Annotated in this window: 20 protein-coding genes; 5 read left to right on the forward strand and 15 right to left on the reverse strand. The window is 64.1% G+C overall.

Going from position 1 to position 22163, the window contains the following annotated elements; genetic code table 11:
- Genes GO499_RS16580 through GO499_RS16620 form a run of 9 tightly spaced genes read right to left on the reverse strand, consistent with a single transcriptional unit; the run spans position 1 to position 12448 of the window.
- Positions 1-3042 (reverse strand): eCIS core domain-containing protein, encoded by a 3042-nt coding sequence (locus GO499_RS16580; RefSeq protein WP_161863221.1) that lies wholly within the window; start codon positions 3040-3042, stop codon positions 1-3.
- Positions 3039-4754, reverse strand: a complete 1716-nt coding sequence (locus tag GO499_RS16585) for an eCIS core domain-containing protein (protein WP_161863222.1) — start codon at positions 4752-4754, stop codon at positions 3039-3041. The genes GO499_RS16580 and GO499_RS16585 overlap by 4 nt, the downstream gene beginning before the upstream one ends.
- Positions 4751-4981 carry a hypothetical protein gene (locus GO499_RS16590; protein WP_161863223.1) on the reverse strand — a complete coding sequence of 77 codons (231 nt, stop codon included), beginning with the start codon at positions 4979-4981 and terminating at the stop codon, positions 4751-4753. The genes GO499_RS16585 and GO499_RS16590 overlap by 4 nt, the downstream gene beginning before the upstream one ends.
- A complete protein-coding gene (locus GO499_RS16595) occupies positions 4978-6867 on the reverse strand; it encodes an ATP-binding protein (RefSeq protein ID WP_161863224.1) in 1890 nt (629 codons plus the stop codon). The genes GO499_RS16590 and GO499_RS16595 overlap by 4 nt, the downstream gene beginning before the upstream one ends.
- Positions 6864-8195, reverse strand: coding sequence for a Pvc16 family protein (locus tag GO499_RS16600; RefSeq protein WP_161863225.1), 1332 nt, complete (start codon positions 8193-8195; stop codon positions 6864-6866). The genes GO499_RS16595 and GO499_RS16600 overlap by 4 nt, the downstream gene beginning before the upstream one ends.
- Positions 8192-8938: a hypothetical protein gene (locus tag GO499_RS16605; protein ID WP_161863226.1), complete on the reverse strand. Its 747-nt coding sequence runs from the start codon at positions 8936-8938 to the stop codon at positions 8192-8194. Before GO499_RS16605 ends, GO499_RS16600 begins: the two co-directional genes overlap by 4 nt.
- Complete coding sequence (locus GO499_RS16610) at positions 8935-9618, reverse strand: hypothetical protein (RefSeq protein WP_161863227.1); 684 nt, start codon at positions 9616-9618, stop codon at positions 8935-8937. The genes GO499_RS16605 and GO499_RS16610 overlap by 4 nt, the downstream gene beginning before the upstream one ends.
- Positions 9619-9634: 16 nt before the next feature.
- Entirely contained in the window at positions 9635-10150 is a 516-nt protein-coding gene (locus tag GO499_RS16615) for a phage tail protein (protein WP_161863228.1), read from the reverse strand.
- Positions 10151-10168: 18 nt separating this feature from the next.
- A complete protein-coding gene (locus GO499_RS16620; RefSeq protein WP_284154791.1) occupies positions 10169-12448 on the reverse strand; it encodes a phage tail sheath C-terminal domain-containing protein in 2280 nt (759 codons plus the stop codon).
- A 413-nt stretch (positions 12449-12861) separates the two neighbouring features.
- On the opposite strand from GO499_RS16620, the gene fzlA reads away from it, so the two are divergent.
- The gene (gene fzlA, locus GO499_RS16625) at positions 12862-13527 is read left to right on the forward strand and encodes an FtsZ-binding protein FzlA (protein ID WP_161863229.1); all 666 of its coding nucleotides are present in this window, start codon (positions 12862-12864) and stop codon (positions 13525-13527) included.
- A gap of 20 nt (positions 13528-13547) precedes the next feature.
- Here fzlA and GO499_RS16630 read toward each other — a convergent pair whose 3' ends face one another.
- Complete coding sequence (locus tag GO499_RS16630; RefSeq protein WP_161863230.1) at positions 13548-14735, reverse strand: Hint domain-containing protein; 1188 nt, start codon at positions 14733-14735, stop codon at positions 13548-13550.
- Between the two features lie 206 nt (positions 14736-14941).
- Between GO499_RS16630 and queG the strand changes: the two genes are divergently transcribed.
- From queG to GO499_RS16645, 4 genes are all read left to right on the forward strand, one after another.
- On the forward strand, positions 14942-15940 hold the full coding sequence (gene queG / locus GO499_RS16635) for a tRNA epoxyqueuosine(34) reductase QueG (protein ID WP_161864036.1): 999 nt from the start codon (positions 14942-14944) through the stop codon (positions 15938-15940).
- Positions 15940-17202 carry a hypothetical protein gene (locus GO499_RS16640; protein WP_161863231.1) on the forward strand — a complete coding sequence of 421 codons (1263 nt, stop codon included), beginning with the start codon at positions 15940-15942 and terminating at the stop codon, positions 17200-17202. Before queG ends, GO499_RS16640 begins: the two co-directional genes overlap by 1 nt.
- Before the next feature lie 94 nt (positions 17203-17296).
- Positions 17297-17485 carry a hypothetical protein gene (locus tag GO499_RS19805; RefSeq protein ID WP_284154792.1) on the forward strand — a complete coding sequence of 63 codons (189 nt, stop codon included), beginning with the start codon at positions 17297-17299 and terminating at the stop codon, positions 17483-17485.
- A gap of 158 nt (positions 17486-17643) precedes the next feature.
- The gene (locus tag GO499_RS16645) at positions 17644-17784 is read left to right on the forward strand and encodes a hypothetical protein (RefSeq protein WP_161863232.1); all 141 of its coding nucleotides are present in this window, start codon (positions 17644-17646) and stop codon (positions 17782-17784) included.
- Positions 17785-17798: 14 nt separating this feature from the next.
- Here GO499_RS16645 and GO499_RS16650 read toward each other — a convergent pair whose 3' ends face one another.
- From GO499_RS16650 to GO499_RS16670, 5 genes are read right to left on the reverse strand one after another with little or no spacing between them, the layout of a single operon-like run.
- Positions 17799-18407, reverse strand: a complete 609-nt coding sequence (locus GO499_RS16650; protein ID WP_161863233.1) for a glutathione S-transferase — start codon at positions 18405-18407, stop codon at positions 17799-17801.
- Positions 18408-18428: 21 nt separating this feature from the next.
- Positions 18429-18719 carry a hypothetical protein gene (locus GO499_RS16655; protein WP_161863234.1) on the reverse strand — a complete coding sequence of 97 codons (291 nt, stop codon included), beginning with the start codon at positions 18717-18719 and terminating at the stop codon, positions 18429-18431.
- 57 nt (positions 18720-18776) lie between these two features.
- On the reverse strand, positions 18777-19394 hold the full coding sequence (locus GO499_RS16660; RefSeq protein ID WP_161863235.1) for an FMN-binding negative transcriptional regulator: 618 nt from the start codon (positions 19392-19394) through the stop codon (positions 18777-18779).
- A gap of 3 nt (positions 19395-19397) precedes the next feature.
- Positions 19398-20084, reverse strand: a complete 687-nt coding sequence (locus GO499_RS16665) for a YjbF family lipoprotein (RefSeq protein WP_161863236.1) — start codon at positions 20082-20084, stop codon at positions 19398-19400.
- Positions 20063-22135: a YjbH domain-containing protein gene (locus GO499_RS16670; protein WP_161863237.1), complete on the reverse strand. Its 2073-nt coding sequence runs from the start codon at positions 22133-22135 to the stop codon at positions 20063-20065. The genes GO499_RS16665 and GO499_RS16670 overlap by 22 nt, the downstream gene beginning before the upstream one ends.
- Positions 22136-22163 lie beyond the last annotated feature (28 nt).

Genomic DNA, 22163 nt, shown 5'->3' on the forward strand with positions numbered 1-22163 from the left:
TCACTCCGTTATAAGGTTCGCCGTGGTGGTGGTTCTTCTGTCCGGGAATGTGCCGCGAGATCGGCCGGACGCGTCGAACATCTCGGCGGGGTCAAGGATGAGCCGGACCGTGTTCTCCGGAGTCGGGACACCGATTACTGTGAAATGGATAGCCCCGGCGACCATGTCCCCTTCGTGCATCAAAGCGACAAAGGCGGTGCCGTCCGCTCCGTCCGTATAGGCGAAACCGCTGGGCGGGGTTATTATACTCAGAGCCGGTTCCGATGCTATGAATTCACGGACCCGGCGAATGAGGTCCGCCCTTGTCGGTTGCTCGGGTTCCGGAGATTGTTCGACGCCGCCCACGGCCGGCGGTTCCGTAGTGCTTTCGCCACCTTCGGTCGTGCCCTCTTCCGTGTCGGGGTGGCTGGTGGAATTTGGGGGCGTTTCGAGTTCCGCGTCGGGTGAACTGCCCTCGCCTTCACTTTCGCTCTCGGCTTCCCCTCCCCCTTCCGCCTCGGCTCCGGACCGGATTCCCTCCACAGCGCGGGCGAGGGACGACATGATCTCGTCCAGCGAACGACCGCGCGCAGGGGCTAGCCGTTCGATCAGTTGGCTCGCCTCTTCGCGGGTCAGATCACTCGGTACCGTGGCGAGGAAGCGTCGGACGGCTTCGTCGTTGACCTCCGGACCCTCGCCGGAATTGCCGATCATGGAACGGAAGAGACGCTCCGCCTCGGGACTTGCGGATAGCCGTTCACGGAGAGCGTCCGATACGCCGGGGATGGGTTCCTGTTCCGCCGTGGCCGGCGGCGCGGGATCCTCGCTTTCGCCTTGGCTTTCGGAGCCACCAGGGGAGGCGGGCTGCGGCAATTCATCCGTGATCGGGCGACCCTCGCGACGCGCGTCGATCATCCGGCGAAGCGTTTCGGCGGTCGGCGCGGGGCCTGTTCCGGTTGCGCTCTCCGCGCTTGTGCTTTCGCTGGCCGTCGCCAGCATTCGCAGGTCTTCGTCCGAGAAAGCATCCGGATCGGCGGCGATGGCATCCATCATCTGCTGATTTATCGCGCGTTGGGCATCGGTGAGATCGCCGGAACGGGCCGCTTGCTCGAGAGCGGCACGAAGTTCGGGATCGGCCTCCAGCCGGGCACGAAGTTCGTCCGGCACCGGTATACCGTCCTGGGTCATGGCGTCGAAGACAGCTTCCAGCGGATCCGATCCGCCGCCCGGGCTGGCCTGCACCCTGTCCGAATAAAAGACAACAAGTACCGCGATTGCTGCCGCCTGCGCATATTTCTGGGCCGGGCCGCCGGCGTTGCGCTTCGCAAAGCTGTATAGAACCGCCCCTGCGGTGGCGACCATGGCAGCAATGGGAAGTTCGACGGGAACCTCCACGGGTTCGGGTCGAGGAAATTCAATTACATTGTCGTCGGGTTCCTCCTCCGGGCCTTCGGGCTCGTGGGGTCGCGGTTCCGGGCGTGTCTCCGGCCGTGTTTCGGGAACTGTTTCGGGCGGTGCCGGGACGGGTACGGGCACGTCAGGGGTTTCAGGCACGTCGATCGGCCGACGTTCTCCGACTGGGGGCGCCACTGGCGGGGCGACCGGGCCGTCGATCGGATCTTCGACGTCGCGATCGTCTTCGTCCGTCCGTCTTTCGCGTCGGCGCCGCTCCTCGTCTTCCAGTCTGCGCGTGCAGCGGCACCGGGGATCACGCACCAGTCGGGACCAGGGAGGGGCGCAGAAATACTGGTACACCCCCGCCTGTATGCGGCAGATGTGAATCTGCTGGCGCGGGCAACCCGGTGGATAGAATGGTTCAATCATCGGGAATTCCGGAGGCGGATCGCGTTCCAGCAGGCGGACCTCGTCGAACATGCCCCCCTCTCGCAGTTCGCGGGCGTAATCGTCCAGCTTGTCGAGAGCGGCTTGTCGTTGCCTGCCGGCATCATCGAATGGCTTCAGTTCACCGATGTAGATGACCCGCATTCCGTATTCTTCGGTGATGAGCGACAGATCGACTTTCGGCGTGAACGGCGCTGTTTCACCCTCTGGCACCGTAGGTACGGGAAATTCCATCGAACCGCCCGGCGGGATCATATCTGGGTATCTGCCGAAGAATGCGTACTGAACCAGACTGTGCACGAATGTGCCGGTGAAGGGGGCGCTTCCTATGCAAACGCCGCATCCGGCTGCGGCGCCGCGCCGCATCCGCTCCGGTGGACACTGGCGCTGGATCCTCGCCGAGCTGTCGCCGATGCGCGAGACAGGAAGGGCAGGCTGGCGCCTGAGTGTGGTTTGTCCATCTGCGTTGAGAGGTCCCCCACCCCCCTGCTGCAGCGTATGCGTCAGCTCATGCGCCATCAGCCTTCTGCCCTCCGTCGTCTCCGGGCTGAGCTGGCCGGGCGCGAAGGCGATGTGGTTGCGCAGGGTATAGGCGCGGGCGCCGATGCTGCGGGCGGCCTGTCCAGCGGTCGCGTCGGCGTGGAGGCGGACGGTGGAGAGGTCGTGGCCGAAGCGGGGTTCGAAATAGGCGCGCTCAGAGGGTGAGAGGGGGCGGCCGCCACGGGCGACGGCGGCGCCGGCGCGGGAGATTGCATTGCCGCTGGGTGATCGCCCGGGACGTGGGGATGCGCCGCCGGCCGGTGACGGGCCGGTGACGGCCTTGGCCTGCATCAACTCCTCTTCCTGACCCTCATCAATCCGCTGAATTACTTCCGGTTTCGTCTGAAGGGACTCTTCCTCGTCCTCCATCCGTTGCAGGCTCCCGTCCTTCGCCTGCATCATCAACTCTTCGTCCTCCTCTTGTCGCTGCATCGGTTCCTCCTGCCGTTGGACAAGCGGAGTGGCGGTGATGGGGGCCGGGTTGGCTGGCAGGGGGCTGGCGACGATGCGGTCAGCAATGCGGTCGGCCTCCTGCTCATAGGCATCGCCCGGAGCACCGATTGTCAGCTTGGGCTGAAGCGCATCGTCCTCGCGGCAACTGGCGCATGAACCGCCGCACTCGCAGGCCCGCTGGAGCGTCGCTGTGGCCGGAGCCTCGGTAGCGAGAGCGGCGTGGCTCATGGCGATTTCCTCGCCTTGCGTTTCATCTGATCAGGCGATGGCGGATCATGTGGTTCGGGTAAACCGTGATCGTCGGCATGGTTTCCGATGATGTTGGGGTCACCGAACGCGCTTTCCGGGGCTATGCCGCAGAGTGGATCGCCCGTCTGGCAACCTGCCTCCCGTTCCTTGGCAGGGCGGCTGTCCCATGCTTCGCGCAGCACTTCGAGCAGCGCGGCGTTGCGCGGGTCGTAGGGGTGCATGAGGCTGCGACCGATGCCCCGGATCTCCATGGCAGGGCGCATGCCGAACCGGGCGACGAGGCAACCACGGTAATCTGCACTGGTGCCGCCGAGGGCGCAGAGGTCCTGCTCGTTGAAGCGGCGGTCGGAGCGGCTTCGTTCCATCTTGGAGTGCTGTTTCAGCGCGTCCGGGGCTCGCACCATCTGGCGGCGGAACACATGGAGCCGGCGGTCGATCCGCATGTTCTCGTTGGTGGCGTGGCTCTCGATGTAGTCGTAGCGGTCCTCGAGACCGAGAAGGTGATGCGCCTCGTGCGAGAGTGTACCGGCACCCTTCACCCAATTGGTCGAATGTGGCCAGTCCTCCGGGTCGGTCTGCACCTCGAAGACATCATCCCCGGGCGTATCGACGAACTCGATATTCACCATGTAGCCGGGCTGGGCGGATTCCTTCTCGATGGCATCTTCCAGCGCCTTGACGTTCTCCACGTCCAGCGGCTGGCCGTTGGCGCCCACGGTCACGCGGACTTTCATGTACACCAGAATGTTTGTGGGATCGCTGTCGTCTATCAGGAAGGTCTTGCCCTGATTCCCCGTTGCCTTGCGCCAGCCCTTGTGTTCCGTCGGATGTGCGACGGCCTCCTCCATCTGCGAGAGGCCGAAGGCAATAGGATCCCATGCCGTAAAGATTCGAAGGGTTTCATTCCCTGCGCGTTGCGTCATTGCCGCACGTTCGTTCTTTGCGGTTTGCTTGCGGTTGGCCGGAACGGTGTCGAACAGGGCCTTGAGTTCCGTGATGTAGTACATGGGGCAGGCGCTGGCGCGGGCACCGTCGATGATCTGGTCGGCGGCCTCCTTCCCTTCCTGCGCAATCGGGTCTTTCGGGAATTTTTTGGCGACCTCGGCGAGCCGCTTGCTGTAATTCCCGTGGGCGTGAATCTCGTCCACCATGGTTTCAAAATCATCCATGTCGCCCTCCGGGATCCTATTCGCGTCCGAAGGACAGGTACGTCGGATGGTGCCGGCGCTTCCCTGCTGGAGTGTATGGGTGATCTCGTGTGCAAGGAGGTGCCGGCCCGCGGGCGTGCCGGGGCGGTACTGGCCAGGTGCGAAGGCGATGTGGTTGCGGTGTGCGTAAGCGGTGGCGCCGATGGCCTGCGCGGCACCGGCGGCAGTGGCGCCGGTGTGGATACGGACGGCCGAGAGATTACGACCGAAAGCGGGCTCCAGGAAGGCGCGGTCCGGGGCTGTCAGCGGCTGGCCGCCTGTGCGTATCGCCCGTGCGGCGCGGGCGACCGGTGCCGCCGCGGCGGGACCGGGCCCGACAGCCGAGGGACTGACCGTCGGCGAAGTTGCCGCCAAGATCGGAGCGGCGAGACCGCCGCGCATGATCCGGGCTGCCGTCTGATCGGCCTCCCGCTCCTGTACATCACCGAGTTGACCAAGGCGGACAGGGGGAGGTGTGGCGTGGCGTTTTGCCTGAACTCTCATCCCTGCACCGCCTTGACTGTTGCCGCAGCGACGCGCGATGACAGATTTTGCCTGCCGGAGGGGACTTCCGCCACCGCGTGGGCACGGGTGCCGGCGCCACCAAGGGCTTGCAGGCCGTGGGTCGCGACATGCGCGCCAATTTCCGCCTCCAGCGCGGCGGCAATTTCCCGGCGGGAGAGGCCCGGCGAGTCGGAGACGATTTCACCAATATGGACGCGAATTTTCATCTGAATGCCTCCATTTCCGCATTGGTGAACGGCTTTTCCAGTTTGGTGTACTCCCGTCGGGCGGCACGGCGGATATGGCCCATGGTCACCGGTTCAGGTGCCTGTGCGGCGAGATAGGCGGCGTTGAGCGCGATTGAGCGGATCGAGCCACCGGCGACGGAGAGGCGGGCGAGTGACGGTGGCGAAAGGCCTTCGGTGGGCGTGTTTTCCGGAAAGATGCGGCGCCAGATTTCGGCGCGCGCTGCTGTATCGGGAAAAGGAAATGTAAGGACGTACCGCAGCCGGCGGAGAAAGGCAGTATCGACAGCGCCCTTCTGGTTCGTTGTCAGGATAGCTAGGCCCGAATAGGCCTCCATCCGTTGCAACAGGTAGCTGACCTCGACATTGGCATAGCGGTCGTGGCTGTCCTTCACTTCGGAGCGTTTGCCGAACAGCGCATCGGCCTCGTCGAACAGCAGGATGGCACCGCTGTGCTCGGCGGCAGTGAAGATGCGGGCGAGGTTCTTCTCCGTCTCGCCGATGTATTTGGAGACGATCTGCGAGAGATCGATCCGGTAGAGATCGAGCTGCAATTCGCCGGCCAGCACCTCTGCGGCCAATGTCTTGCCAGTGCCGGAAGGGCCGGCGAACAGGGCGGCGGCGCCAAGGCCGCGCGGGCTTTTACCGCGCCAGCCCCAGCTCTCGTTGACGACCCAGGCGTCGCGCATGTGGCCGGTGAGATCGTGCAGCAGTGCAAGCTGATCCTGCGGCAAGACGAGATCCACCCATCTGGCGTTGCTGTCGATGCGGTCGGCGAGGCCATCGAGGGCGCGGCGGCCCTGCAGCCGGGCTGCCTGCCAGAGTTCGGGGGCGAGGGCCTCTGGCAGCGTCGCCCGATCCAGCGTGGCGGTGGCGGCGCGGATGGCTGAGGGTGCAAGCGCAAATTGCGACGAAATGCGGTCCAGTGCCGGGCCGAGGATGTCGGCCCTGTGCCCGAGGGCCGTGTGCCAGAGGGTGCGGCGTTCTGCGCGGCTGGCCTCCGGCAGGTCAAGGCGGAGGATCGGGGCGCGTTCCGGCAGGGCCGGGTCCTCCGCGGAGACGATGGTGGGACCGGTGATGGTATCGGCAAACCCCTCGTCCGTGCCCTCGAACAGCAGCGCGGAGCCGGAGAGGGCGAGTTCGCGGTCGAGCAGCACGGCAAGGGCATGCCTTTCCGCCCGCGCCGTCGGCAGATCCTCGGCGCGAATGCGAAAGAGGCTCAGGCCCATGGTCTGGGCGGCTGCGGCGGCAGTGTTGCGTTTGGCGGCGGCATCGGTGCCGGAGAGGAGGATGACGGGCAGGCGATCCAGCGGCGTTGACCACGCTTCGGTGATCTGCCCCGCAAGGGTGCGTTCGCGACTGGTCAGGTCCGCCTCCTGCCAGAGGGTTCGGACGACGGCGGTGAGGCGGGCATCGGCGTAGGTGTTTCCGAGCAGGGTGTGGAGAATGCGTTCATCCGTGCAAAGGGTTTGCTGGTATAGCGGGCCATTGCCGGTGAGTTCCAGCAGGCGCCAGCGGCGCAGGGGGGCTTCGGGTACGAGTGCATCCCAGATGGCGGGGCCGAGCAGGCGCTGGGCGAGGGCGGTGTCGCAGAGGCCGGTGCCATTGACGGCGTGGATGGCCTCGCCGGTGGCCGGGTCGAGTTCAGCCGCGGCGGAGAGGGTGAGAAGCTCGAGTTCCGGTTCGTTCAGGTGGAAGATGGCGGCGAGACGCGGCAGAACGCTGCTGTCGGGAACGGCGAAGGGCGGCGGCGTCTGGCCGGCGGCAAGGGCGCGAAGGCGACTGCGTGTCTGCTCCAGCGCATCCTCCAGCCCTTCGCGGAGCAGGGCGAGCGTCATTTCCGGGCCGGGAGGTTGAGTCAGGGTCATGGGATCAGCACCGTCTCAAGGCTGGGCGGGGAGGTGGTGCGGTCGATGACCGGGCTGTCGATGCCGTCGACCCGGAGCCTCACCGGCAGCGGCCCGGCGGGCAGGCCGGAGAAGGTGGCGCTGGCTTCCGAGACCGCCGTGGTGGGCGATGTGACGGGGCGGGAGGCCTGGCCCGCCAGGATTTCCACTGCCTGCCCGGCGCGGATCGGCGGGGCGCTGGTGAGGGTGAGGGTCATATCTTCCCCGGCGGGGGTGACGCTGGCTGCGCTGCGTGGGGCGAGGGCGATGGGCAGGGCGTTGGAGGTGCTGACGCGACCGTCGGTACTGCGCACGGAGACATCCACCAGATAGGAGCCGATGCGCCAGCTTGCAGGGTCGTTGGCCGTGCCGGCAAGGCTGGAGCCGGGGGCAAGCGGGGCGGCGGGTGGCAGGTCGACACTGAGCCTACTACCGGCGACGGGGGCACGGGGGGGGAGTTCGAGCCGTGTCTGCGTGCCCGGCTCGCGGAAGCGGACAGTAACTTCGGCGCCGTCGAGGGCAAAGCCCTCGAGACTTACTGCGCCCCCTAGGCGGATGACAGGATGGTCGTCAGCGGACAGCACGCGGGAGAGGGTCGGCACGGATGGGAAGAGATCCGGCCGCAGGCTGACGCCGGGATCGCGCCCGGTCACGGGATCGCGCAGCCCACCGCGCGAGAGCACCGGCAAGGTGGCACGGGTCGGCAGTTCACGCTCTATCAGTACGAGTGAGACATCATAGGCGACGGTGGTGCGATAGCTGGCCTGAAACGCTGTCCAGAGTTTCGACATGTCGTCCATCGACAGGGTGCGCGGCGTGATCTTCAGCATTTCCACCTGATCGGCGATTTCCGAGGCGCGGATCGGGTCGAATTCCTCTGGCAGGATCTCGTCGATCATTGCCAGTTCGAGGGCGTTGCGGATCGCCTCCCGCGGGAGCATCGCGGTTTCGTGGAAGAGTTGCATCGCGTATCCGAGCAGGATTTCGGCGTGCAGTTCCTCGCCCGAAACCGCAGTGAGGATGTAGTGCAGGTCAAGGGCGAGGCGGGGGCGACAGGTGAGTTCGCCGGCCTTGTTGCGCGTCGGCAGGTCCGAATTGCGAAGCGCTGCATTTGGCGAGACACGGTAGAGGAAAAGATTCAGTTGCGTCGGTTGGTCGGCAACATTTTCTGCCACGACGCGGTTTGGCGGCAGGGCGGTGACAGTGAAATCGGCACCCATGGCCTGACTGGCCTCGCCGTTGATCAGTGCATCGTTCAGCTTGTCCTTGAGCAGTTGGGTGACGGCGGCGATGGCGAGGACATTGCTCATGACGCCTTGCCCTTCAGATAGTCCGACAACGAAGCTGGAGGCGTGCGTTCCGCGCGCGGTTTGCGGGTCGTGGTTTTGGGAGCCGCGGTGCGCAGGTCGATACGGCCGATGTGGATGGAGATTTCGGACGGAGTGGTGTCGGGCGTGTCTGTGGCCGAGGTGCGCGCCGCTGGCGGGCGCGGTGAGGCGGCGCGGGGCGAGGCGGTCAGCGCCTCGGACAGGCGTTCGGTGATGGTGGCGGTTTCAGGGGCGAGCAGCGCGTCTGGCGGGCGTGGCGGGTGCGCGGCAGGTGGGAGGAGAATGGACGGTTTGAATTCAGGCGGCAGCGGCGATTGTGGCTGATCGCTGACCGCCGTCCGTTCCGGGGGCACAGGGGTAGCCTGGGGGTGGAGCGTGGCCTTTGCTGGATGGGGCGCTGCAGCGGGTACGGCCGCCGGGGAAGCGGGAGGGGTGCTCCTCCCGGCGGGGTGCTGCGCAGGCGGGAGCGCCGCCTGCGGCGGGGCCTCGCTGCCGGTATCCTGCCGCATGGGTGGCGCGGGTGGAGCCGGGTGTTCGGTTTGGGTCGGATTGGCGGCCGGTGACCGGGCATTGGCGGGCGGCACGGACGCGGCGGTTTCCGGGCCAGCGTCGTGGCCCTGATCAGGCACCGCCTGCCCGCCCTCGAACCGGCCTGGCAGGCGCGGACGCAGGCCGGGCTGGGCAGAGCCGGCGGCGCGGGCGGCAAGGCGGGACAGAACGCTCATTGCATCCTCGCGAGGCTGAGATAGGCGGCACGGCGCGGCTCCGACAGGTTGAGGATTTCGTGCTCCGACCAGCCGAGGGCCGCGGCGATCTCCGCGACTTCGCCGAGCAGGCGCAGGGCGCGGGCTTCCACTTCGGCCCAGAGGAGGGCAGGCACGTCCAGCGCTTCCTGCCATTTGGTTTCGCAGGTAGCGCAGATGAGTTCGGCGTTCAGTTCGGCGTCTGCGGCGCGGGCCTCGATCTCGGAATCGATGATCGGCAAAGCGGATGCAGGCAGGTTCTCGCGGCCCGTCAGGCGGTTGCGGAGGGTGGCCCGCAGGTCGGCACCGCCCATGGCGATGGCGAGGTCGCGGCTGGAGAGGGGGCGGAGGGGGATGTCTTCACCGTCCAGATCCAGCACCGACGCCTGCGCCTCCGGCAGGGTACGGGCGAGGGCCTTGGCGGTGAACTCCATTTCCAGCTCCTCCCTGCAGTTCGGGCAGGTGGCGCGGGCGGCGAGGACGGGGCCGAAGGTGGCGGCTCGCAAGCGCAGGAGCGCGCGGTCCCGCTCTGCCAACGGCAGGTCGGCCGGGTCGTGCTGACCCGCGGCCCAGAGCAGGACAATCGCCCTGTCCAGCGGGCGGCGGCCCGCACCGGCTTCCCATGCGGTGAGGATGCCGGAGGATGTGAGTTGCGTGGTCATGGCGTGCTTTCAGACGTCAGGCGAAGGAAGGTTCCGTTGGTTCCTGTACCTCGGCGTCACGGATCCAACCTTCGTTCTCCAGCTTGATCGACTGGATGGCGACGGCGTTGGCGTTGCTGTCGAGCTCCGGCAGCGCCTGAAATTCGGAAACCCAGCAACGGAACACCTGGTAGGCGATGGCGAGCTGGCCTGCCTCGTTGTACATTTCGATGATGATGTCTTTGCGGAAGTCGGCGAGGCTGACCTCGGCCCCCAGACCGCCCTGGACGTTCCAGACGAGGTTGGCCCAGCGTTCGAATTCCTCGTCGTGAGTCACGCCACGTTCAAGCATGATCGCCTCGAACTTGGTGCGTCCGGGGGATTTGCGGCCCGTGGAACTGTCGCCACCGACGCGATGCTCCACCACCTCGGTGCTGCGCTTGAGCGCGCCGACCTTGGAGATACCGGCGACGAAGCGGCCATCCCAGCGGACGCGGAACTTGAAGTTCTTGTAGGGGTCGAAGCGCTGCGGGTTTACGCTGAATTGAGCCATGTGCCTGTTCCTTTGCGCTTACTGGCCTTGCCCGGCGATCTGCTGGAGCGAGATGATGACGAATTCCGCCGGTTTCAGCGGGGCGAAGCCGACGAGAATGTTGACGATGCCGAGGTCGATATCGGCCTGTGTCGTGGTGCTGCTGTCGCAGCGGACGAAATACGCCTCCTGCGGGGAAGCGCCCTGGAAGGCTCCCTGACGAAAGAGGTTGTTCATGAAGGAGCCGACCGAGAGCCGGATCTGGGACCAGAGCGGCTCGTCATTCGGCTCAAAAACGGCGAACTGGGTGCCGCGGTAGAGGCTTTCCTCGATATAGAGCGCGGTACGGCGGACGGGGATGTATTTCCACTCGCTCGCGCGGGCATCTGCGCCGAAAAGAGTTCGCCCGCCCCATGCCACGGTGCCGTAGACGGGAAAGGTGCGCAGGCAGTTGAGCCCGAGCGGGTTGAGCACACCGTTTTCCGGATCGCTGAGCGTGTAGTCAAGTTCGCGGACGCCGCGCAGGCCGGCCTCGATACCGGCCGGGGCCTTCCAGATGCCGCGCTGGTTGTCCGTTCGCGCCCAGAGACCGGCAATGAGGCCCGAATTCGGAAAGGATCGCAGGCGGTTTTGCTGCAGCGGATCGCCGAGAAGGATGCGCGGGAAATAGGCGGCGGTATTGGTGCCGGAGAAGGGTCCGGCGTCGTCGGTGATCCACGAGCGGGCGTCGTCAAGCGTATCGACGTTGGGGTCGATGTCGACGATCATCATCGCGCGGCGTTCCTCGGCATATGCCATCGCCGCGGCAAGTGCTCCGGTGTTAGGGCCGGTGGCCGGGGTTCCTGGAAGGCAGAGGATGTTGAAGATGCTGGCATCCTCCAACGCGAAAATGCCGGTCTTCAGCTCTCGGTCACCGGTGATCTGGGCGGTTCCGGCAGGCGGCATCCCGTCAGAGCCGCTGGTGCCCGAGACCTGTGCCCCTGCCGTCTGACCGATGCCGGGCTGGTAGGCCCCGACGTTGTAGATGGCATCGGTGTCGGCGAGCAGCAGTGCGTCACCCGCCGCACCGGCACCACCGTTGGGTAGCGACAGGCCGAGCAGCGGATCGCTGCTGCCGGACAGGATGTGGATTGCCCCGTCCGCGGCGAAGACGGTTGCGTCGCGGAAGGCCGGGTTGGTTTCAGCCGCGAGCGCCGCGGCGATGACGGTCGCCGCCTCTTCCAGTGTCGTCGGCGTGGCGGCGAAGGCGATCGAGACGCTGGTGATGGCGGTGGAGAGATCCGTGAGGTTCACCAGGTCGATCTCCACCGTGTCGCCGGCGTTGATGGCGGAGAAATCGGCGACGCGGCCACCGGTGATCCCTTGTTTTGCGGGGCGGGTAAAGGATGCGCCTGCGACCTCGCGCCCGCCGTTGGCGATACCGAGATTGAGCACCTGCGCGGCGTTCTGGATGGCTGAGTTGCGGAATATGATGGAAGAATTCCGGCCGGTGGTGCCGGAGGTGGCGACGATGCCGGGCCCGCCGGGCGAGACATCGACACCGCTGATGCCGTCAAGCTGGTTGATTTGCGTCTCGATCCGGTCCGCGAGGTTTTGCAGCGTCGCCATCGTATTGTCGCCGGGATCAAAGAGAGTGATCTGATGGAAGACGCTGCCATCGACAGAAACCGCAAGCTGACGGTTGTCATCGGTGAGGCCGGCAATGGTGGCCGGGAGGATCTCGCCGCTCTCTGAGGTGCCAGCAACTGCTCCGGCGAGGTTGGCGTCTGCCAGTTCGATCAGGTCTGAGGCGGCGTTGACGGCGGTGACGGCATAGGTTGCGGACTGATCGTTCATCGACAGGTTGCGGTGCGTTTCCGACCGGAGGGTGACGAGGCGGCCATTCTGGTCCGCCACCTCCGCCACTGTCAGGTTGAAGGTGTTGAGCGGATCGGACGTACCGTAATCGACGGTGATGCGGAGGGCGTTGCCCCACGCACCCTCAGATGAGGCGGTGGCTGTCAGCGTGGTAGCGCCCGCGGATGTCTGCAAATCCACGGAGGCGGCGGCGGCGTTCTCGGCGATGCGCACGATCCAGCAGGTGCCGCCGCCATTCAGGAAGAAGTGACTTACGGCATAGGACAGGTCGCTGTCACGGTGCAGGCCGCCGAAACGGCGTTCGAAATCGGCGTAACTGAAGATTTGCACCGCCTCGTCCACAGGGCCGCGGGCGGTGTAGCCGACGAAGGCGGCAATGGAGGTGGGCACGCCCGCGATCGCGCGGGAGCCGCTTGGAACCTCCTGAATATACACTCCGGGATAGGAGACGTTGACAGCCATGATTGAGCTCCCTCGCTGGACGCATCAGAAGAAATGGCCAAGTATTGAACCGGCCGTGCTGAATTGTGCTTGTGGGAGTTTTGGCTGAATGGCCAATCAACGTAAAATCAAGGCGTACCTTTCAAATGCGTATAAATACGCGATAATAGTAAACGGCGATGTTCTACAAATTGCCCCCAATTCGATGCCAGACGGCACGCTACAAGGAGGCGGGAACGGGCGATTCGAGTCAAGTAGCGGACTTTGAATAACTGTGAGAATTATCAAATCTGCGGGTGCTTTCGCTGTGAATACTTCGGGCGCCCCGGCGGCCTTCCGCCGCCTTCGGCGTGCGTGTCCGGCTGCCGGTTGCAGGGGTTCTTGATTGCGGATGCGGCTTGCTTCAGAAGGGTGGAAAAGCTACCGGAGCCCTTATGCGTCGCCTGTATCATCAGCCCCTCTCCCCGTTTTGCCGCAAGGTGCGGCTGATCCTCGCCGAGAAGAAGGTAGAGGTGGAGCTTGTGGAGGAGAAGTTCTGGGAGCGGCGGATGGATTTCCTGCGTCTGAACCCGGCGGGTAAGGTGCCGATGCTGCGGATCGACGGCTTGATCCTGTCCGACAGCGCGGCGATCTGCGAATATCTGGAAGAAACCCATCCGACGCCGCAACTGATGCCGCGCGGTGCGCCGGAAAGGGCGGAAGTGCGCCGGCTGGTGGCTTGGTTCGATGACAAGTTCCATCATGAGGTGACGGTAAACCTTCTGTACGAGCGCGTGTACAAACGACTGATGAAGACAGGATACCCGGAGAGCGCCAAGATCAAGGCGGGCGCCAAGAACATCAAGTATCACCTCGATTACATCGGTTGGCTGATGGAGGGGCGGCGGTGGCTGGCCGGTGACGAACTGACGATCGCTGATTTCGCCGCTGCGGCCCAACTCTCCAGCCTCGACTATATCGGCGATGTCGACTGGGCACGGAACGAGGCGATGAAGGACTGGTACGCCAAAATCAAGTCGCGCCCCGCCTTCCGCTCCATCCTTGCGGACCTGATGCCGGGCTTCACCCCGCCCGCCCATTACGCGGATCTCGACTTCTGAGCGGCGACGGGGCTGCTGGCTCAGGCGAGCTCTTTTGCTTCCATCTTGCCAAGATGCGGCCGGGCCGGTGCGAAGGCACGCGGCTCGCCGGCCGCAAGCTCGGGGAAAAGGGCGAGTATCTCGCGTTCCTGACGCGCATCGAAGAAGGTCAGATCGCGGGCAAGCGGCTGGTAGCTCTCGGACCATGCCCCCTCTGCCATGACAATCTCATGGCTGTCGAACAGAAGATGGATGTACTCGACCTGCGCAATCTCGTGATCTACCACGACTGTCGTCTCGTTGATGAGATCGACCGCGGCGACAAGGGCTTCGGGCAGGCCGAACAGTGCCTTGGCGCGCCAGCCATACACCAGCATCCCGTGATGGCGGGAGACGCGCATGTCCCTCAGCGGGAGTCCGTCCGAAAGCGCGCCTTTGCGGATGAGCACGGGCCGAAGGCGCGGGTTCTCCGCAAGCCTTTCGCGGCAAAGCGTACGGCGTCCGATCCAACACAGCGGCTTCGCTCCACTGTCGCGCGTCATCACCAGATCGCCGGGCATCAGATCCTCGATGAGGCGCGGCCCCGTCGGCGTTTCGATCATCGTGCCGGGCGTGAAGCAGACGGCATCACCCGAGACGGTGATATCGTCAAAGGCGACATCCTCGTCCGCGGCGTTGAGGTCCTCGATGACGATCCGCATGTCGAGCGTCGAACCGGTACCGGAAATCGCGCCGGAAAACCCGGTGAAGGTGGATGTCAGCGCCGGGCCGTCACCGATCCCGTCGAAGTTCGTGTCCTGCCGGGCTTCCTCGTTCGTGAAGTCACCGCCCCCGCCGTCCGCGCTCTCGAAGGCCAGCACCGGAACGTAAGGCCCGCCGTCGATGGAAACCTCGATCCGCACGGAGCTCGTCATATCCCAGTCCTCGTCTCCGTTGGTTGCGTCGTCCTCTGCGAACAGGCCGCTGACGGTGAGGTTCTCGAAATTGGTAATGTCGATCGTATCGAAGGTGAGGGTGATGGAATCCACCGGGTTGGTGGCATTGTCCGTATCATGCACCGAATAGTAGCGCGTGCCCTGCACGCCGCCATAGGAAATATCGGCCGGCAGGTCTCCCTCCGTGACGATGCCGTAATAGTTCCGCGCGGCCGCGTCCGTCAGATCATCTGGCGCGCTGGCCGAAAACGTAAGCGTTGCGTCTTCGAAATCTTCCTGCAGCAGTGTGGGCATCTTGAAAGCTCCGGCCTTTCCTTGATCAGGGGTCAGCGTAAGTCGTTGCCAGACATATTCGGATTTGCGCGTTCCTATAGACTGAGCGATGGTCGCTGGGCAACCCCCTTGGGTTACCGTAATGGAAAGGTGCGAGAGGTTTGACTGGCGGAAGCGATCTGAAGACCGCCCTGTTTCAGGAGGCCCGCAAGGTCGGCTTCGCGAAGATGGGTGTCTGTCGCCCGGATGCCGTTCCCGAAACGGCGGAGCGGCTGTCCGCCTTTCTTGCTGCCGGCTACAACGGCGATATGGGTTGGCTGGCGGAGCGGACGGAGTGGCGGGGCAGCGCTGCCGCGCTCTGGCCTGAGGCGCGGAGCGTGGTGATGCTGGCCGAACCCTACACGCCGGACGTGGACCCGCTGGCACTGCTGGAGGAACGGGACAGGGGCAATATTTCCGTCTATGCCCGCAACCGCGATTACCATGACATCGTGAAGAAGCGGCTGAAACGGCTGGGTCGCTGGCTGGTGGATGAAGCGGGCTGCGAGATCAAGGTGTTCGTCGATACCGCCCCGGTGATGGAAAAGCCGCTGGCGGCGGCTGCGGGGCTGGGGTGGCAGGGCAAGCACACGAACCTGTTGTCACGGGAGCTTGGCAACTGGTTCTTTCTCGGCGCGATCTTCACGACGGTGGAATTGCCGGTGGATGCGCCAGGAGAGGAGCGTTGCGGCACATGCCGTGCCTGCCTCGACATCTGCCCGACAGATGCTTTTCCAGCGCCCTACCAGCTCGATGCCCGGCGCTGCATCTCCTACCTGACGATCGAGCACAAGGGGCCGGTTGCAGAGGATCTGCGGCCGCTGATGGGCAACCGGATCTACGGCTGCGACGACTGCCTTGCCATCTGTCCCTGGAACAAGTTCGCCGTCACGGCGCACGAGGCGGGCTACTGGGCGCGGGCGGAACTGGCGGCGCCTAAGCTGGCGGAATTGGCGGCGCTGGACGATGCCGGCTTCCGGCAGGTATTCGCCGGATCGCCGATCAAGCGGATCGGGCGAGGGCGATTCGTGCGCAATGTCTGCTACGCCATCGGCAATTCCGGCGACGCAGCCCTGCGCCCTAGCGTTGCAGCGCTGTGCGACGATTCGGATGCGGTGGTTGCGGATGCGGCGCGGTGGGCCTGTGGGCGGCTGGAACGGGGTCGGTCAGCAAGGGGGGGCGGATAATGGCGTTCAATTTTTCGCAGGCTTTTCTGGAGCTTCTAGGGAACGTCGCGAAGGAAAAACTGTCCGAGAAGGCGGGCGTTCACGGCACTGGTCTGGACTGGTTTCTGAAGATTTCGGAACACTTGCTGTATGAGCGGGGAGAGGTGCAACTTGTCCTGTCCGGCGACAAGTCGAAGGACCGGTTTCTTAATCAGGATCCGGTTTCGATCCTCTCGCAATACCATGCGGAAAGGCCGATCCATCCGGGGCTTCCATACGTGGAGGTTGTCGACTTCGTGAAGCCGTGGCTGGAGAAAGGTAGTGTCAGTATCAAGATCGAGCCGAAGGCCGAGGCCTTTGCGCTCGAGAGGTTTGCGTCACCCAATACCCGTGCGCTCCAGAAGGAAGCCCTGCAAAGAATGCAGGAGGTGAAGCGCATGACACGCGACAGCCGGACTGTCCGGTTGTCGGGGTGGCACGGCGAGCCATCGAACATCGTGTTGCAGATCCAGCAGGCTGCGTACTCGCAGCAGGTGCAGTCGAATCTGGTGCTGGACTATGCCGGTGATGGCAAGCTGGGGGCATCGCTTCGGGAGCTTCTCATTGACGAATTCGGCGGCAGGTTGCCGGGCCTGGATGACAGGAGACTGGTCAATTCGCTTGGCGTGGCGATTCTCGTGTTCTTCTGGGATACGGATGCCAAGGGGCATGGCCACTGGGCGCCTTTCTGGGTGCCGCGTACCCGCGATACGGCGGTCTTCAATTATGCGGAGTGGCATTGCAGCGCCAGCGGCGCGGCGGAATGGCCCTTGCCGGATGACAGGACGCCGGAGACTTTCGAGGATTACATTCTTGATGACCTCTGGAATGAGTTGGAGGAGGAAATCGGCCTGTATCCGGAGGACTTCAGCGAGAGAATCGTGGGCAGCCCGCTCATTCCAATGGCGCTGTGCCGAGAGATGATACGCGGCGGCAAACCCCAGCTTTTCTTTGCCGGTTTCGTCAACATCGGCAGACAGGCACTGGTGGAGCGGATGAACGATGCGCGGCTGAAACTGGCCCGCAAGCGCAAACAGATGAACACGCCCGAACCAATTGAAGTGTTTCCTTATCCGAAGTTCATGACGCCAAAGGTTTTCGGAGACCCGGATTCGGTCGCGGTGGGTTACCAGGATGCCCAGTTCACCTCGGAAGGCGCGGCTTGCCTATACTATGCGTATCGGCTGCTTGGTGGATTGAGGGAACGTATTTCAAACCATGGCGGCAAAAACGACGAAGGTTGAACAACTTCGCCTCTCGCACCGCGCCGTCATTTGGCCGGAATGCGTCGTTAATCTTTCCTAACAAAATATAAACCTTTTTTAGGAGAGATTAACCATGTTGCACCTCACCTTTGGCATTGCCGTGTTCGCCCTGGTCGGGACCGCACCGGCGCCGACGACGGCGATGAATTCCGCTTCGCAGTTGCCCGGTTCAGAAATCGTTGCCCATGGGGGCGGTTGCCGCAAAGATTCGCCGGCCGGGCAATGCTGCCACGCTGGGAGCAAGCTGTATCACTGTCACTGAGGGTTGGTGGCAATTAGGCTGCTACTTGCGTCGGCGATTCGACGCTGACGTTGCGATAGTTGCCGCAATCTGAACAATGCGGGCCACATTCCTGCCCGGTTTGGCGCCGAACCTGACATTAACGATTCTAAATGTGATCATCCGATGGGAGGGTGCCCGTGACTGTTCTTGCGATACTGATGACCTTCGCTTTCGTGTCGTCGCTGCTGATGCTTTCAGCCGTGCGGACCACGCGCAACAAGGTAACGATCTATTCGCGCGAAGATCAGCAGGTGTTGATGCAAGCACCCGGCAGCTGACACCACCTGAATAGTCAGCCCTGCGGAACCGTTTGCAGCATGCTGTCGCGTGCAGCAAAGGATTCATACCAATTGGCAAGCCCGGTATGGCGTTCGCGCCAGCCCCGCGAGCCGTGGCGCAGATCCAGATAGCCGAGGGCGCAGCCCAGGGCGATGTGGCCGGCGTCGAGCGGGCCGGCGAGATAGGCAAGCCAGCGATCTTCCAGCGTATCGAGCGTGCGCGCGATCTTAGCCCATTGCGCCTCTTCCCATTCGGGTGACTGAGTGCCTTCGGGCCGGGCCTTGTGTTCATAGACCATCAGGATGGCAGCATCCATGATCCCGTCGGCAGTTGCCTCCAGCGTCAGGGTTTCCCACAGGCGGGGCGCGGCAGGATAGAGACCGCCCTCAAAGGTGGCGTCAAGAAAGCGGGAAATCACCGGGCTGTCGTAAAGCGCAGGTCCGTCCGCGCGTTCCAGCGCCGGAATCTTGCCCAGCGGGTTCAATTGCAGCGGCAGGGTGCCGGGCGCAACTGGTGATCCTCCGGCGGCCACCAGTTCGACATTCGACAGCTTGCCGAGTTCGTGCAGCAGCACCATGACCTTGCGGACGTAGGGCGACGTTGGGGAGTGGTAGAGTTTCATCGGATAAGCCTTGATGAGGGTTCAGTCGATTCGGCGGACACGAAACCGGCCGAGAGCGGCGAAATCGACCTCCACCCCGCGGCCTTCGCCCATGCGGAACGTGCGGCGGAACCGTGCTGCAGTGTGGGCATTGGCCTCCGCCTCCGAGCGGTCGGTGGTAACTTCGAGACCATCGTGAACGCCGTCGAGCGCGGATTCACGCCAGATGTCCTTCGGCCGCATGCTGGCGCGGCGCGAAACATAGTAGGTGGTGGCGGCCAGAGCACCGAAGCGCAGAACCGTCCAGGCAATCGGGGCGATGGGTGCGGGCAAGAGCTGTCTCCTCCTCAGGTTGCCCTTAATGTAGGGGCTGGGGAGGGTGCGTGCAATTCATTCCGGTGGCCTGCGCATCAGCGTGGACAGTTCCGCCAGTTCCACGCCAATGCTCTGCGCGACATGCTTTGCCGCGTTCAGGCGCATGGCGTCCGGCTTGTTCTGATTGAGCTTCCAGGTGCTGTCGATGTTGTCGATCTCCAGCCGGACAGGCGCGATCATCCGCAGGAAACGGGCCATGACCTCGTCGCTCATTTTGTACAATGTCCACGGTTTCTTGGGAAGAAGCCGGTCCTCGAAGCGTGCAGACAGACGGGCGAGGTGGGCAGTGAGTTCGTCGGCGTCGAGGCGGCGGACAGTGCCGGTGAGATGGACAGCTACATAGTTCCACGTCGGCACCTGATCCTCGGCCGCGTACCAGTCCGGCGAGATGTAGCCGTCGGCGCCGGAAACGATCATGCGGGCCGGCAGCGGGGTTTCCAGCGCCCGCCAGATGGGATTGGAGCGGACGAGGTGCGCCTCCAGCATTTTGCCATCGGCAGTCAGGTCGAAGGGAATGTGCGCGGCCAACGGTGCGTCGGGACCGTTGACGGTGAGGATGCCGAAGCCGCGTTCGCCAGCGAAGGCGAGGCTGCGGTCTTCGCCTGTCCGGCGGTAGGCGGGGTTGGGGTGCATCGGTCAGCCGCCTGTGTAGGGTTCGACGATTTCGAGGTCGAGCGTGCCTTGCGCGTCGCCGATCCATTGCTGCGAGCGCCAGACGAAGCCGCTGCGTCCGTCGGCAAAATGCTGGTTCTGGAAGGCGATGTCGGGTCCGACGCAATCTTCCCGTACCTGAAAGCCAGTGTGCGTAACCTCGACGATCTCCATTTCCAGTGGCTTTTCGACTGTGTAGCGGCAGCGCACCTCCACGACCCGACCCTGCGGGCCGTTGCCCGGGAAGACGTAGCGACGACCGATGCTGGCCGGCCAGTCGGCCACCGGCGTAGGTACGACCAGAGGATCGCGGGCATCGGGGGTGACTGAGAGAAGGTCGCGCCCCATGCCGCGGGTGCCGGTGATAAGCGAGCCGTGCAGCGTCAGGGACTGGCCGAAGCGGGAGGCGTAGGTGACGAAGCCGCGGTTCTCGGTCACGGCGGAAAAGACGGAGCGGGCATTTTCCGACAGGAGTCCACCACGGATCATCGCGGTGCCCGCCTGATCGACCATCGCGCGGGTGAGGCGGATCGGCGGCGGCCCCTTGGGCTCCTCATCACCTCCAGGCAGGGCACCCTTCACCCGTTCCATCAATGCGCCGGTGATCGGCCCTGCGCCTTCGCTGGAACAGGCGGCGAGAGCCAACAGGGCTATTGCCAGAAAGCGCCCCATTGGCCCTCCAGGCTGTTGCCGTCAGTATTGCGGATCCGTTCATGCAGGCGGCCGGCGACACGCAGGCGGGCTCCGCCGTCACGGTCGAATTCCGTCAGGTCCAGCGTCGCTTCGGAGCGGCTCTCGAACGGCAGACCCCAGCGGAGAGGCATAGTGATGAGGACGCCCTTGGCGTAGCTACCCTCGCCGAACTCGGAAGGGGTGACCTCTGTGCGGGTAACGTAGCCAGAAACTTCCCAGCCGTTGGCGAAGCGGCGGGAAAGCGTCGCGGTGGCACCCCAGTCGCCGGCGAGATAGCGGCCAACATCAAGCTGCGCCTCCAGACCGTAGAAGCCTGTATCCCAGTAGATCGAGCCGTGACCGGTGACGACGTCGTAATCCTCCAGGGCGAAGCCATCATCCCAGGCGCGCTGCTGTACATAGTTGATTTCGCCGCCAACCGCGAAGTCGGAATTGGTCGGCGCCCAGAGGAGTTCGGTGGAGATGCCAGCGAACATCCGTTCGAGATAGCCGGCGGAGACGCGGCCATAAAGCTCGGGCGCGGGTTTGAAGACGTAATCCGCCGTCAGCCTGTCCAGTTCGAAATCGTGGCCGGAGAAATAGAGATCTGAATCGGATCGAACATGCGGCAATGAACTGGTGGAGGTGGAAACGGATTCCTGATCCGAGCCGATGGCGAAGCGGGACACCTCGGTGGAAAAGGATAGGCCGCGCGTCGCCTGAAACTTGCCACGGAAGACAAGCTGAAAATCCGGTTCGACGCCGCTGTCGGGATCGAACAGGCTGAAGGGAATGCGCGGATTGAGCGACCAGGAAAAGCGGTTGTCGATGGGGCGGCGGTAAACCATGTCACCCTCGAGGCTGGACCGGGCGTCGAGCAGTTTCGTCGTCTGCCAGCTTTTCAGCCCGGCATCGGGTGTGTCCACCTGCGCTTCCATGTCTGACCGCCGGATTTCGGCGGTGGTGGTGGGCAGGCCGCTTTCGATCGTAGTGATGCGGAACGTCTCCACCGAGGCGGGCATGGCCGTGGAAAGGATGCGGGCCGTGCGGCCGATGGCCTTCGGCGTGCGCTGGATCGCGGTATTGGAAATATAAAGTTCCGCGGTATCGCCGCTGAGTCTGGCTTCCTCGATGACGATGCCCTCGGCAGCCAGCACTTCTGACAGGGCCCTGACCAACGTGTCGCGATTTTCGACCTTCTGCGCCCAGCCGGTGCCACGATTGGCATCCGCCGCGCGGGCCAGAACCGGTGCCGGCCCGGTGCCGAGATCCTGCGGTGCCAGCGGTCGGTTGGGGTTGGCGGAGAAGGTAAGCTGGAAACCTGCCTTCTCGCCGTACATGTAGTAGCCGGACAGCGCGACAGATCGGTTGGGTTGATAGGTGATGCCGAAGTTCACGGGCACCTCCCGCTCAAATCCGGAGTTTGCCGTTTCCGCATCATAGGCATCCGGCACATATTCGGCCGTCAGCGTCAGGCCGTCCACGGGGGTGGCCCATTCGATGCCGGCGAACGGGGCGAAATCGCCCTGGAAATAGCTGTCAAACTGAAGTTGGCCGGAAACATCCGTCGGGTTGCGTTCCCCGATGCCGTCCACGCCGTTGTCGGAGCCGAGACGCCCCCAGCCGATACCACCGGTGAGCTTGAGGCCCGGCAGCACTTCCTTGGTGGCGGCAATATACTCGGCACCGTAGACGCCGCCGCCGAAGATGTCGCGCATGCCGATGGCCACTCCGGGTCGCCAATCGCCTTCCTCCAGCAGTTGGACCCGCAAGTCGAAGCTGCGGAAATTTTCCGAAGAGCCGTCGGCGTAAAAATCGTCGATGGTGGCGAAACGGATGGAGCCGTTGACGCGCGGCAGGATCTGGAAGTTGATGGAAGTGCGTTTCGAGTTGGCGAACTGGCCGTAGGTGACGGCAAGCTCTCCGTCCGGCGCCATTTCCGCGCTGGGCAGATCGATCAGGCCAGGATTACCGTAGAGGTTATACGTGGGGCCTTCGGCCAAGGCCGCGAAGGGCATGGCCGAGATCAACAGAGCACCGATTACCCGCACTGAACCACCTCTTTTCGTTTTCTCTCGC

It is taken from the genome of Algicella marina, from assembly GCF_009931615.1.
In the GTDB taxonomy this organism is placed as follows: domain Bacteria; phylum Pseudomonadota; class Alphaproteobacteria; order Rhodobacterales; family Rhodobacteraceae; genus Algicella; species Algicella marina.

What these genes read in the sequence shown, in the direction of transcription:
- GO499_RS16610 (WP_161863227.1), bottom strand. Translation starts at nt 9,618, where the DNA reads ATGACCACGCAACTCACATCCTCCGGCATCCTCACCGCATGGGAAGCC.
- fzlA (WP_161863229.1), top strand. Translation starts at nt 12,862, where the DNA reads ATGCGTCGCCTGTATCATCAGCCCCTCTCCCCGTTTTGCCGCAAGGTG.
- GO499_RS16660 (WP_161863235.1), bottom strand. Translation starts at nt 19,394, where the DNA reads ATGCACCCCAACCCCGCCTACCGCCGGACAGGCGAAGACCGCAGCCTC.
- GO499_RS16650 (WP_161863233.1), bottom strand. Translation starts at nt 18,407, where the DNA reads ATGAAACTCTACCACTCCCCAACGTCGCCCTACGTCCGCAAGGTCATG.
- GO499_RS16630 (WP_161863230.1), bottom strand. Translation starts at nt 14,735, where the DNA reads ATGCCCACACTGCTGCAGGAAGATTTCGAAGACGCAACGCTTACGTTT.
- GO499_RS19805 (WP_284154792.1), top strand. Translation starts at nt 17,297, where the DNA reads ATGTTGCACCTCACCTTTGGCATTGCCGTGTTCGCCCTGGTCGGGACC.
- GO499_RS16605 (WP_161863226.1), bottom strand. Translation starts at nt 8,938, where the DNA reads ATGAGCGTTCTGTCCCGCCTTGCCGCCCGCGCCGCCGGCTCTGCCCAG.
- GO499_RS16580 (WP_161863221.1), bottom strand. Translation starts at nt 3,042, where the DNA reads ATGAGCCACGCCGCTCTCGCTACCGAGGCTCCGGCCACAGCGACGCTC.
- GO499_RS16585 (WP_161863222.1), bottom strand. Translation starts at nt 4,754, where the DNA reads ATGAGAGTTCAGGCAAAACGCCACGCCACACCTCCCCCTGTCCGCCTT.
- GO499_RS16595 (WP_161863224.1), bottom strand. Translation starts at nt 6,867, where the DNA reads ATGACCCTGACTCAACCTCCCGGCCCGGAAATGACGCTCGCCCTGCTC.
- GO499_RS16640 (WP_161863231.1), top strand. Translation starts at nt 15,940, where the DNA reads ATGGCGTTCAATTTTTCGCAGGCTTTTCTGGAGCTTCTAGGGAACGTC.
- queG (WP_161864036.1), top strand. Translation starts at nt 14,942, where the DNA reads ATGGGTGTCTGTCGCCCGGATGCCGTTCCCGAAACGGCGGAGCGGCTG.
- GO499_RS16665 (WP_161863236.1), bottom strand. Translation starts at nt 20,084, where the DNA reads ATGGGGCGCTTTCTGGCAATAGCCCTGTTGGCTCTCGCCGCCTGTTCC.
- GO499_RS16600 (WP_161863225.1), bottom strand. Translation starts at nt 8,195, where the DNA reads ATGAGCAATGTCCTCGCCATCGCCGCCGTCACCCAACTGCTCAAGGAC.
- GO499_RS16620 (WP_284154791.1), bottom strand. Translation starts at nt 12,448, where the DNA reads ATGGCTGTCAACGTCTCCTATCCCGGAGTGTATATTCAGGAGGTTCCA.
- GO499_RS16590 (WP_161863223.1), bottom strand. Translation starts at nt 4,981, where the DNA reads ATGAAAATTCGCGTCCATATTGGTGAAATCGTCTCCGACTCGCCGGGC.
- GO499_RS16615 (WP_161863228.1), bottom strand. Translation starts at nt 10,150, where the DNA reads ATGGCTCAATTCAGCGTAAACCCGCAGCGCTTCGACCCCTACAAGAAC.